Source organism: Exiguobacterium sp. s191, assembly GCF_018618955.1.
GTDB classification, from domain to species: domain Bacteria; phylum Bacillota; class Bacilli; order Exiguobacteriales; family Exiguobacteriaceae; genus Exiguobacterium_A; species Exiguobacterium_A abrahamii.
Map to the genome: position 1 here is coordinate 128,956 of NZ_JACSNC010000003.1, position 12,039 is coordinate 140,994.

General features: G+C 45.6%; 9 protein-coding genes. 4 read left to right on the top strand and 5 right to left on the bottom strand.

Translation table 11 applies throughout. From position 1 onward, the window contains the following. Positions 1-244: 244 nt before the first annotated feature. Positions 245-2,635, bottom strand: coding sequence for an immune inhibitor A domain-containing protein (locus KNQ09_RS13995; RefSeq protein WP_214858837.1), 2,391 nt, complete (start codon positions 2,633-2,635; stop codon positions 245-247). Positions 2,636-2,891: 256 nt separating this feature from the next. Between KNQ09_RS13995 and KNQ09_RS14000 the strand changes: the two genes are divergently transcribed. From KNQ09_RS14000 to KNQ09_RS14010, 3 genes are all read left to right on the top strand, one after another. Continuing rightward, on the top strand, positions 2,892-4,379 hold the full coding sequence (locus KNQ09_RS14000) for an HD domain-containing phosphohydrolase (RefSeq protein ID WP_214858838.1): 1,488 nt from the start codon (positions 2,892-2,894) through the stop codon (positions 4,377-4,379). 18 nt (positions 4,380-4,397) lie between these two features. Further along, positions 4,398-4,829 carry a GyrI-like domain-containing protein gene (locus tag KNQ09_RS14005; RefSeq protein WP_050677192.1) on the top strand — a complete coding sequence of 144 codons (432 nt, stop codon included), beginning with the start codon at positions 4,398-4,400 and terminating at the stop codon, positions 4,827-4,829. A gap of 173 nt (positions 4,830-5,002) precedes the next feature. Continuing rightward, positions 5,003-6,538, top strand: a complete 1,536-nt coding sequence (locus KNQ09_RS14010; RefSeq protein WP_214858839.1) for a M4 family metallopeptidase — start codon at positions 5,003-5,005, stop codon at positions 6,536-6,538. Positions 6,539-6,644: 106 nt separating this feature from the next. On the opposite strand, the gene KNQ09_RS14015 is transcribed toward KNQ09_RS14010, so the two are convergent. The 4 genes from KNQ09_RS14015 to KNQ09_RS14030 form a co-directional block, all read right to left on the bottom strand. Next, complete coding sequence (locus KNQ09_RS14015; protein ID WP_064300712.1) at positions 6,645-7,511, bottom strand: hypothetical protein; 867 nt, start codon at positions 7,509-7,511, stop codon at positions 6,645-6,647. Between the two features lie 68 nt (positions 7,512-7,579). Then, positions 7,580-8,563, bottom strand: a complete 984-nt coding sequence (locus KNQ09_RS14020) for a YhdH/YhfP family quinone oxidoreductase (protein ID WP_214858840.1) — start codon at positions 8,561-8,563, stop codon at positions 7,580-7,582. A gap of 254 nt (positions 8,564-8,817) precedes the next feature. Beyond that, the gene (locus KNQ09_RS14025; protein WP_251138214.1) at positions 8,818-9,327 is read right to left on the bottom strand and encodes a hypothetical protein; all 510 of its coding nucleotides are present in this window, start codon (positions 9,325-9,327) and stop codon (positions 8,818-8,820) included. Positions 9,328-9,373: 46 nt separating this feature from the next. Then, positions 9,374-10,147 (bottom strand): hypothetical protein, encoded by a 774-nt coding sequence (locus KNQ09_RS14030; RefSeq protein ID WP_214858841.1) that lies wholly within the window; start codon positions 10,145-10,147, stop codon positions 9,374-9,376. Between the two features lie 141 nt (positions 10,148-10,288). Between KNQ09_RS14030 and KNQ09_RS14035 the strand changes: the two genes are divergently transcribed. Further along, the gene (locus KNQ09_RS14035) at positions 10,289-11,926 is read left to right on the top strand and encodes a glycoside hydrolase family 55 protein (protein WP_214858842.1); all 1,638 of its coding nucleotides are present in this window, start codon (positions 10,289-10,291) and stop codon (positions 11,924-11,926) included. Positions 11,927-12,039: the final 113 nt, after the last annotated feature.

A 12,039-nucleotide genomic window follows, 5' to 3' on the forward strand; every position in this document is an offset into this window, starting at 1 on the left:
ACATATGCTGGGCATATGAAAAGAATTCATTATTGTCCCGAAATACATGGAGCAACGAAAAGATTGTTCGTGACACGATGTGAATCCGTAATGACAATAACAATATTAAGCTAACGTAAGTATAGAATGGATGCGCTTTAAAAGTCAAGTTGTCAGACCAATGTTTTTTCCAATTGATTCCACTTCTTCTACATAACTAAAATAAAAAACAGGTTCAGCCGAAACTGAACCTGTTCTTCTGTTTTTAACGGTGGATCCAGACTGCTCCAGCAGAGTTGTCTTTCGCTTCACCGATGACTTGAATCTTCAGCCCGTTGTTCGGAAGCAATTTCCCTGCGTCCGGAATCAACTGGTTGATGTACGATTTCGAATCATCGAACTTCGTCACACCTGGAAGACCTTTGTAGTCATAGAGTCCACGTGATGGGGAGTCGATCAACCATGCAGGTGCTTTATCATAACTGAAAGCAGCATCTGCGATCTGGTAACGTGTGCTTCCTGTCGTAACCGGCTTACCGTTGAGTGTTCCAACGATTGCTTCAGGATGTGAGTCGACGACTCCGAGGAATCCTTCACCTGGGTGTACGCCAACCCAGTTATCGTTGAAGCTTGAATCGCCATACCAGACGACAAGACCTGTGTTGTACTTAACGCCTCGTGCATGCTCGAGTGCTTTATCCGAGCCTGCATAGTTACGCCATTCGAGGTAGTACGCGTTATCGGCATAAGAGAAACCGTCTGAAGCAACGAAACCATCTAGAGTGAACTTAGGAGTACCCTCTGCATCATCTTCAAAGACGACTTTACCGTCAACTGTCAACTTCGCGTTATCAAGTGCAAATCCGTCTAGTGCAAGTCCACCATCTGTCACGTATTCAAATTTCAACGTGACTTTTTTACCCGCAAATTCGCTCAGGTCATATGATTTATCGACCCATGCTCCTTTTGTTGATTCGGCACGCTGATCACCGTCTGTATCTTGATCACCGATTTTATCGATGACTTTCGATTGACCGTCAGCAGTAGCTGTGACTGTCAAGTAATCGTAATCAAATTCAACATCGTAAAAGGCTTTGAAGTCGAACTTCGCTTCTTTTGCATTCGTCAAATCGAACTCTGGTGAAGTCATCGACGTATGAAGATCGTCACCTTTCGTACTGTAGTAATACTTCTTACCGTAAGCCGGCGTGATACCTTTTACCGGTTTTTTCGGTAAGTTGACTTTGATGATTCCTGGATTTTTTGATTTCGTGACACTCTGGTCGAGGTACGATGCCGTTCCTGCCTTAGTGAGTGAATCAAAATCAATCTGTTGGATGTTCGCCCAGTTTCCACCCATCACGTTTTGGAAGAACTCTTTGTTTTGTGGCGAGAAACTTGTTGGTTCTGTTCCGGCGATGTTACCATTCCAGCTACCACCACTCATGATGGACCAAGATGCAACTGGTTCACCTTGACCTGTGTACTGTGTATCGTACTCATCAGGAAGTCCAAGATCATGACCAAATTCGTGCGCGAAGACGCCGACTGCGCCATCTTCTGGTTGAACTGTGTAATCATAAGCAGCCATTTTTCCGCCCCAGTAATTGACGCTTGCCGTCGTATCCGCTACAGGATACACGCTACCAAGTGTCCAGCGGTGTGACCAGATCGCGTCGTCACCGAGCTTACCGCCGCCTGCTTCTTGTCCTGTACCAGCATGAATGATCATCAAGTGATCGACGAGACCATCTGGCTCATTCAAGTCGCCATCGCCGTCCATATCGTACTGGTCGAACTTATCGTAATCTGCTAAGTTAATGCCGGCTTTAACAGCTGCATTCAAGGAATCCTTGACGAGACCACGTGGTCCTTTTGCGCCAGGTAAGTTATCGTTTCCACCTGCAGGATTATCCGAACCATAATCTTTTGCTGTTCCAGGAACAGTCAACCAATTGGACACTGTACCATCTACCGAGTAACTACCACCTGATTGTTCTTCATAGAACTGTTTGAACGTTTTTACTTTGTCTCCGTTGAAGAGTTCGAACTCTTGATCACCAAACATTAAATCTTGATAATGTTTTTGGTTGAAGTCATCTGAATACATATATCCAGGCTCTTGAACGACGTTGTTGTGCTTGAAGTCGCTGTACTCGACGAGAAGGACGAGGACTTTGTCCGTCCGTGTCGCACCGTTATAGGCTGCCTGCTTTGCTTTATCCACTTTGACGAAGCCATTCGGATTACCTTTTTTGTAGTTGTCGTGTTTTTTCTTTAATTGTTTAGCAAGTTGTTCCTTTTGTTTTGTTAAGAAGTCTTTTGTTTTCTTATCAAACGCGGCTTCTTTACTTGATTCATGATCGTGGTCATGATCGACGGCCGGTTTTCCGTTCGCCTTTTTGTCCAGATACTTTTGAACGGCTTTTTGTTTTGCTTCTGCTGAAGCTGCTTTTGAGATGACCCCACGTTTTTCAAGCACTTTTGCTAATCGATCCTGATCGACCGTGTTCAAATCCATCGGTGCACCAGGTGCTACTTTTTCTGCTGCTTGTACGGACGTTACCTGCCCACCAGGTAAGACCGGACCAACAGCAAATGCAGCTGCCGTAATTCCAGATAGAACGGCTAGGCTAAGCTGTTTCTTTTTTCCCACGTGAATTGACCCCCTATGTAATAGTGAAAAGCATGTGATTACTATACTTTTCTGAATATTCAAATCATAGATTATTTTATTTCGTTAATCAATCACTTTTAAGACAATTGGGTCTTTTCGACCAGACCTATTTTTTGGAATTTAAAATAATTAGTTTTTCAAAAAATCACTTACTTTTTTTATAAAAATCAAGATACCCCTCTGTATCGTGAAAAGGTACGCTGAAAGCACTCTAATTCACTTAAGGGAGGATACAATGAGCGCTTTACAACGTTTTGAACGTCACTTACTAAGGAACTATCTAATCGGTTCATTCGTCGCTGTCTTCGGCGTCGGATGTCTGTTTATTTTTGAGACCCTTACCTTCACTAGAACCGAACAATTGATGTTGATGGGACTCATGGCTGTATCTGTCAGTCTGATGTTTTTACTCGAATATACAGTCTATTCGCGACATATTCACCCTTTACGTCGTTTCTTCCAAAACGATATTCCGTCTCTCGTCTCGTTTCAGGAGGCTTATCAAACGGTACATCGTTTTCCGGTACTGACTGTCCAGCGCATCATGGGACCTCATTTTTTAGGACTTTCTGTTCCCGCTTCACTTCTGACAGCACTAGCGATCTCACAAGGATGGTTACAGATGCCGTACTATTTGATTGGTCTTGCTTGTTTTGGTGCGGTCCTCGTCGCCATTCTGCATGCGCTGATTGAGTTTTTTCTCACTTATCGTGTCACGGAGCACATGCTTCTGACGTTAGAGAAGTCCGCTTTTGAACATGGATTTGATTTTCCTAAAAAAACGACAGTTGTCACGCTAAGACAAAAAATGCTCATCAGCATACTCATCATCGGTGTTTTCCCGATCATGCTGTTCGTTCTCGCCTCAGCTGTCCAGTTAACTGAAAATGAGAGCCTTCGCTCTTACTGGAGTTGGGCGACACTCATTTTAATCGTCATCTTATCCGTTGCGACGTTTTGTAGTCTTCTTCTCTATGAAAACATCCGTAAACCAATCGCTACCCTGCAACAAGGGATTCAAGATGTCGAAAGCAATCGACTCGTCTCGTTACCGAATCCGTATTCAGACGAGTTCTCCCATCTCGTTTCTGGTTTTAACTTGATGATGGAAGGTATCAAAAAGCGTGATGCGGAAAACGAACAGTTACTCGATAGTTTGTTTACCTTGTTCGCTGCGACACTAGATGCCCGCGATCCTTACACAGCCGGTCATTCCGTTCGTGTCGCTGCCTATTCAGTCGAAATCGCTACCGCTGCCAATCTACCGAACGAACAAATCGAACTGTTACGTAAATCCGCGCTGTTACATGACATCGGAAAAATTGGGATTCGAGACGATGTGTTATTGAAAGAAGGACGTCTCACAGACGAAGAATTTCAGGTCATTCAGCAACATCCAGTCATCGGTGTGCACATTCTATCGCAAGTTCAGTTACCAAAGACGTTACAACCGATTCTTCCTGGGGTAAAGTACCATCACGAACGCTATGACGGAAAGGGGTATCCGGAAGGTCTCGTAGGAGAGGACATTCCACTCTTCGGTCGAATCATGGCGATTGCTGACGCCTATGATGCGATGACATCCGACCGTCCTTATCGTAAGGGAATGTCCGCAGAAAAAGCCTTGTCGATTTTAGAAGAAGGTATGGGTACACAATGGGACGCCACCTTTACGCGTCTATTTCTAGATTTGAAGCGTTCGCCCGTCGAGGACGTGTCATAAGAAGGAAGGGAGTTTCTGATGCATCCAAAAATCGTTGAACGCCATGAATTTTATTTTGTTGGACTTGGACTGACGTGTGAAGAGAACGAGTTGCATACATTGATGCCGGAACTCTGGCGTGAATTTTCAAGACGTTCGCATGAGATCCCTGCAAAGCTGGACAGCTATCCGCTCGATATCTCGCTCGAACGAAACGGAACCAAATATTCGCAATGTGTCGGGTATCCCGTCTCGTCGCTTGAACAGATTCCTAAAGGTATGAAAGGGCATCGGATTCCTGCTGCGCGTTATGTCTTTTGGAAGCACGAAGGACCGGATATCGAAATTTGGAAATCGTTCGAGAAAATTCAACGCTTCGCTTCAAAACAAGGAATCGAGCTTGATCCACATGACTTTAAGATTGATGAGACACGAGATGACGTCCATCATCTCTACCAACGCATTCGCTGAACCATTCTCTTGAATGGTTCTTTTTTTGTCTTGAAATATCTTTTACACTTAATAATTCAGTACAGGTACTACGGACTATATTCAGAAAATTCTATTTAATTCGAATGACTTATTCTCGCTTCTCTGATTCTTTGGCATAGTTAGACTCAACCCAAACAAGGAGGCGATTTATTTTGAAAAAGTTTCTCGCTACATCGCTTGTCGCAAGTGTACTTGTCGTTCCTACGGTAGTAGGTGCAGAAGGTCTTCAGTCTGGTAAGCTCACGAAAGCTTCGTCAGAACCAGCTGCAACGATCGTTAAAGATTTCGTGAACAAAAAAGGTGACTTTGCTGTTCAGAACGTCGAAAAAGACGGATCTTCACAGATCGTACGTCTCCAACAAGAAGTGGATGGCGTCCCTGTCTTTGGTAGTGTCGTCGTCGGGAACGTCGCGAAAGACGGTACTTTGAAAGCAGTCGTAAACGATGCAATCAACGTCAAAGGAAAACCAGGTCTCGCGAAAAAAGCAACGCTCTCTGAAAAGAAAGCCATCAAACTTTATCAAAAAGCAATCAAGGCTTCTAAATTCGAAGTCGCTCCAAAAGCAGAACTCGTCATCTATCCAGTAAAAGATGATGCTGTCTATGCATACAAAGTCACATCGACAGTCCTCGCGGGCAAAGAGCCATCACGTTGGACTTACTTCATCGATGCGAACTCAGGTAAAGTACTTAATAAATATGACCAACTCGCACATGCAAAGCCAGTCAACACTGTAACAGGTACAAACGCTGTCGGTACGGGAACAACGGTTCTTGGGACAAGCGCGACATTCAACACAGTGAAAAGTGGTTCGTATTACTATCTTCAAGATTCAACACGCGGTAAAGGAATCTACACATATGACGCGAAAAACCGTAACACTCTCCCAGGATCACTCTGGGCTGATCTCGATAACCAATTCAATACGACATATGACCGCGCAGCTGTCAGTGCGCACGTCAACGCTGCTAAAACATATGACTTCTACAAGAACACATATGGTCGCAACAGTTACGACAATGCAGGTGCTGCTCTGAACTCAACGGTTCACTATTCAACGAGCTACAACAATGCATTCTGGGATGGCACGAAGATGGTATACGGTGACGGTGATGGTTCAACGTTCACATACCTCTCTGGCGCACTCGACGTCGTTGCACACGAATTGACGCACGCTGTCACAGAATACACAGCTGGTCTCGTATACCAAAACGAATCTGGTGCGATCAACGAAGCCGTTTCAGATATCATGGGTACGGTTGCTGAATACTCAGTCGGATCGAACTTCGACTGGCTCGTAGGAGAAGACATCTACACACCAGGAGTCAGCGGTGACGCACTCCGCTCGATGTCGAACCCAGCAGCTTACGGTGATCCAGATCACTACTCTAAACGTTACACAGGTACACAAGATAACGGTGGTGTCCACATCAACTCTGGTATCATCAACAAAGCCGCTTACCTCCTCGGTAACGGTGGAACGTTCTACAACGTATCTGTCACAGGAATCGGCGTGCCGAAACTCGGTGCGATCTACTACCGTGCTCTCAACGTGTACTTGACTCCGAACTCGAACTTCAGCTCACTCCGTGCAGCAGTCGTTCAATCGGCGAAAGACCTTTACGGTTCAACAAGTGCAGAAGCAACAGCTGCAGCGAAATCATTTGATGCAGTAGGCGTCTACTAAGAAAATCTCCTCCCAAAGGATTTTCATATTTCCTCCCGAGTGTCGGACTCGGGAGGTTTTTTGCGCAAAAAAAGACGAATTCGCTTGAAGCGAATTCGCCGTTCATTCATTCTTGTCCAGGATCACGCGCAAGACGTAAACGCATCTTTCCGTTATCCGGGAACACTTTTAGTTGTAAGGATTCTCCCTCGTACCACGTACCATAGCTCGTATCGACGACAGGTTCACCCAGTGTCGATAATCCACCAGTCGAAGCATTCGTCCAGTCAATCGCTTCAATGATTCCGTCCGAGACGACAAGCAGATATCCAGCATTCGAGAAGTAATACGTATTGACGGCATCCTGTTGTGTATTACCAACAGCACCATACTTCGCTTCGAATTCAGCAATCGGTTTTCCGAGATACTGCTCCGGCTTGTCAATCGGTTGATTAGCGACTGCTTGCGAGAGCGCCGCAAGAACGGCTTCGTCTGACGTCCCTTTTGGTGCTTCCAAACGAACATCACTTTCCGGTAAGTATCCTTCGATGCTGTCATTGAGTTTGAGATGGACCATGCCGTCCTTTGCATCCAGTACCTCATAAACATCACCTAAATCTGCTTTGTAGATGACACTACTACGATTCGCATCACCGTAAACGTTCGCGAACGGACGCGTCACCCAAGCCGCTTGCGCATACTCTGCTGCTTTTTTCTTTGCTTTCTTCTTTTCTTTTTTCGCTTCTTTTTTATCATCCGTTGCTGCTGTTTTCTTCTTTGACTCTTCGTTTTGTGTTGCTTGATCGGTCGTTTTCGGCTTCTCGAGCGTCGATGTTGCTTGAGAAGCGTCGTTGTTCGTCAACATGTATAACCAACCACCGACGATGAAAAGCGTTGCTAAAATACCTCCGAAAGCAATCCCTCGACGATTGCGTTTTTGTTTCCGTCTTTCTTGTCGAGACTGTCGTTCTTGTTCTTGTTGGTGTTCACTCATGTATGGTTCCTCCTGAAAAAGTCGACACAGTTTTTCCCCACTATACCACCAATGTTTACTCGAAATATTTAAATTTCGATGACAGTTCGACCACGATGACGTGAAGTCAGCAAGGCTTCTGTAATTTCAGGTAAATCGTTTAGTGTTTTGATATCGACTTCTGACGCAAGATCGACCTGCCAGTCACTCGCTAAACGTTGCCATAGCTCTTCGCGATAGGCGATTGGTGTTTGCACCGCATCGATGCCGATCAAGCGGACACCACGTAAGATGAAGGGATAGACTGTCAACGTCATTTCTGCTCCACCGACGTTCCCACACGTCGTGACGACACCACCATATTGCACGAAGCGAATGACGGACGCGAGCAATGGTCCCCCGACCGTATCAATGACACCGGCATAAAGCCCTTTTTTTAGAGGACGATCGGTTTCTTCTAGGAATGTCGTGCGGTCTAGTACCTTAGCCACCCCTTTTTTGAGCAATCGTTCTTGTTCTACTCGTTTTCCGGTCACAGCATGTACCGTGTATCCTAATCGAATCAGTAAAGAAATCGCAATCGTACCAACCCCACCTGTCGCTCCCGTCACGAGGATCGGTCCTGCATCCTTCGAGACGATTCGCAACAATTCATCAACCGATTGCGCTGCCGTCAATCCGGCCGTTCCATATTGCATCGCTTCTAATGGACGAATGGATTCTGGGAGTAGCGTCACCCAATCGGCTGGTACGCGTATGTATTCTTGAAATCCGCCTGAAGTGTTCATCCCGAAATCAAAGCCATTGACGACGACGGCTTGACCGATATGAAATCGTTCATCTGTCGTTTGTTCGATGTATCCTGCTGCGTCAACGCCCGGGGTATGAGGATAGGATTTCGTCACCCCACGATTACCCGACATCGATAAAGCATCCTTATAGTTGACGCATGAGTGTGTGACACGAATCAGGATATCTCCTTCTGGTAAATCATCGACGTGCTTTGTCTCGATATTCCCCTCGTATGATCCATCGACTTCGCGAACGACGAATGCTGAAAAAGTGTGTTCCATGATCTCTCTCCTTTCGCTTGTGCTTCTCTATACCCTGTTGTTTCCATCGACACACTAAAAATCCCTGCCGTTTCTCAAAGAAACGACAGGGAGCGGGGACGGAAAAAGCATCAGGGTTCCATAGGTGGTCAAAGGTAACAGGTCAATCTGTCAATGGTTCGTGGTCATCGGTTTGCCGTCGCCATTTCTTCTCCACAGAGGAAAATTGAGGTCCGTCCCCTCCCCTTGACGCGGAGTCTCACCACGCCAAGGAATTACATGTAACGTCCACCATCAAAATCGATCGTCGTCTGGTAGTTCGCGGCATTGATTGCATTCGATACTTTGTGTGCTCGTCGTTCCACTTCCTCCGCTTTTAAACGATAGGCATCTGGATCAAACAAGGCATGACGAATGACCGTCGTTCCTTCGAATCCGTATTGGAACTCACGTTTCGGTCGACTCGCAAGCATCTGGTAATTTTGTGCCTTTGCCCGTAATTGGGTAGCCCACTCGATCGCTTCGACGAGCGGCATGTCTCCTTCATCCGTCGCGATCACGGTGTTTAAATTCGCTGCATAAACGAGACGATCTAAGACCCGCATGTCGTAACGCACAATGTCCATTGCGGCTTCTACGTCAGTTATCGTTCGTCCTTGTTGCGTCGGGAGTGCTTCTCCCTTTTCTAAATCAATGAACGCTACGCGCTCCATTTCTTCGATTAGCTGATCGAGTTGTTTCCTCAAAATACTCTTTAATTTCACAGCATCTGCTAGGTACATCATCATCTCCCCTTTCCTGTTTCATTTACGTCATCTTGTTCAAAAGGTTTCAATCGAACTGATGGACGAAGGCTCCGAATTCTCCCTGAATCGTTTGTTTATCCATCTCCGATATCGCAAAAGATCGTTCTGTGTATCGTTCTAGAAGATAGGCTTTTGTTAAGCGATGGGAAGGTTGAAATCCAATTCGCAGGCACCATTCCTGAAACGTCTCTGTATCATGTCGCTGTAAACGGACCGGGAGAATCTGATTGAACTGGATAAGCTGTTTGCGAATCCAGGCATCTGGTAGCTCGATCGAGTTCTTTTTTATAACAAAGTCGTTGTCTAAGGACTGTAACGGGGTGTCAGTTCTGATCGAGTCCTCACCCTGTTTCTTGGTCTTTCGACGTTTCCGCCAAACGATATAGCTTATGATGAATAGAGGTAAAACAAGCAGGCTCATCAGTAAGATCGATGAGGAAGATCCCCCTTTTTCATTCGTACCTCGCTTAGCATTTTCAACTCCTATAGTGAAGATCTTATTCTTTTTCTTTTTCGGTTTGAGGTCTTTCTGCTTCTTCGGCTTTTCCTTCGTATCCCAAGCACGTAAATCTTCATCATTCTTCATTTTCTTTTTAGGTAACCACGAAAGAAATCGAATGTTTAACAATTCGCCTTTTTTCTTGCAGTTCGGTTTACACGATCTATTTGTTTCGATTCCAGACGGCTGAACCACTTTTGGCTTCAATGCTTGGATAGCTACTTCTGTCAGTGGCTTACCGATCCCTAATAGCAGCAAAATCAATCCGATACCAATTACGAGTCGTTTGCGAAGTGACATCAGAAGACCTCCTCTTTTAAAATCCATTATAATCCATTTTAAAAATTTTTGTGTATTTTTATGGATGTATTAAAACGAGGAATGATTGTGTAAGGAGAGGGGAAAAGGTAGACAGACCTATTCAGAGAGGGGAACCATTTCATGTTAAAACTCGATCACACGCATGATCCGTATCAAAATGCGGCGTTGATTCAGGAATACGTTGAAACGTCAACCAACGAACAAGCAGTTCGACAAGCGGAACAACTGCTACACGATAGTCCATTCGTCGCACCACGACGCAATCCTAACCTCAGTCGAACGCTTCGTTCGATGATCTCGCCATTATTTTTGACGAACCGTGATAAACATATTCTACCGCTGACACCCGCTTTCGTGACACCACGCGATGAGATTCGACCGAGTTGGTTCGGTCGTCTCAATCATGAGTTCGAACGTTTGATCAGCGATGTCGAAACTGTCGATGTCACTGCTTTTGGCGCAGTCGGTGATGGACAGACGGATGATACACAAGCATTCATCGACGCACTCGGTGATGGACATCGACAAGTCCATGTTCCGGCCGGTACGTACATCGTTCGAGGGATTCGTTTGCCTAGTTATACGATTTTAACAGGAGCCGGTAAAGGGAAGACAATTTTAAAGATGCACGATGATGCACCAAAAGGACGACGTCTCGTGACGAATCAAAATTATCTTCTCGGTAATCATCATCTACTCGTCGAGAAAATGACGCTCGATTGGAACATTAAACGAATCGGTGACGCGAAAAAAAGTAGCACATGGGGCAACCACTCCAGTTGTCTTACGTATGCGCATGTCACCTATGGCTGGGTCTTTGATGTCGAGGCCGTCAACCCGGGACTTCACTGTTTTGATATTTCGACACCGTATTACAATTACAATGGAGACGGAGCTCGAGCAAACTTAAGTAGTTCATTCATCTGGTTTGACGGATTGACCGGCTCTGGATTCGGCGATGACGGAATCACGACGCACCATAGTGATCATCTTTTCATCTCGAACTGCTTCATGCATGACCCAAGTGGACGTGCTCATGCAGAAGGTTTCTCGAATTCAAATGGTATTGAAATCGATGATGGATCACGCGACGTTTGGTTGTTCAACAACGCAACAAGTCGTTGTTTCGGTGGACTTGAGATCAAGGCACATGCGACCTCTTCTGCTGCCTCAACCGTCAAAATCGTCGGACACCTATCGATTGATGATCATCGCGCCTTTAACTTCCGACACATTGGTCACCATCAAGCGACTGATCCGACATCTCAAACGGCTTATAATATCATCGCAACGCGTTTAATCGCTCAAACTCCTCAGTATACGGAGTTATATGCGAATTCAAAACCGCGCGCACTCGTCGTTTCCGCTTATCGTAATGTCGTCATACATGATTTTACGGTGCTCGGTGATCCGTATTATGACTATCAAGAACAACCGATGATCGGGATTCAATATAAGGCTCAGAACGTCACGATCAGTCAGTTGAAGATGAGCGGATTCCGTCAAGCGAAAACGGACATCCAAATCTTTGGGGGAGAAAACGGAGCTGAGGATGTACGCCTTCGTGATATCCGCATCGAGGATTCAGCCAAACACGGGATTACGATCGGTCCAGACATCACGCGTATCAAGTTGACGAACGTGGCATTAAAAGGAGACGGAACAGTTGGCTTGAACGCTAAATCGGAACCGGAAATGGAACGATTCATCGCGACCGGATTCAAAGTACCGATTCGCGCCCAGTCGACACAAGTATGAACAAAATGACGGGGCCGACTTATAAGTCAGTCTATACAAAGATAAGGGTGGCAGATTCATGATCTGCCACCCTTATCTCGTAAAAAGAAGAATGACTCGTTACACGCCACTCC

What these genes read in the sequence shown, in the direction of transcription:
- KNQ09_RS14000 (WP_214858838.1), top strand. Translation starts at nt 2,892, where the DNA reads ATGAGCGCTTTACAACGTTTTGAACGTCACTTACTAAGGAACTATCTA.
- KNQ09_RS14005 (WP_050677192.1), top strand. Translation starts at nt 4,398, where the DNA reads ATGCATCCAAAAATCGTTGAACGCCATGAATTTTATTTTGTTGGACTT.
- KNQ09_RS14015 (WP_064300712.1), bottom strand. Translation starts at nt 7,511, where the DNA reads ATGAGTGAACACCAACAAGAACAAGAACGACAGTCTCGACAAGAAAGA.
- KNQ09_RS14020 (WP_214858840.1), bottom strand. Translation starts at nt 8,563, where the DNA reads ATGGAACACACTTTTTCAGCATTCGTCGTTCGCGAAGTCGATGGATCA.
- KNQ09_RS14025 (WP_251138214.1), bottom strand. Translation starts at nt 9,327, where the DNA reads ATGATGTACCTAGCAGATGCTGTGAAATTAAAGAGTATTTTGAGGAAA.
- KNQ09_RS14030 (WP_214858841.1), bottom strand. Translation starts at nt 10,147, where the DNA reads ATGTCACTTCGCAAACGACTCGTAATTGGTATCGGATTGATTTTGCTG.
- KNQ09_RS14035 (WP_214858842.1), top strand. Translation starts at nt 10,289, where the DNA reads ATGTTAAAACTCGATCACACGCATGATCCGTATCAAAATGCGGCGTTG.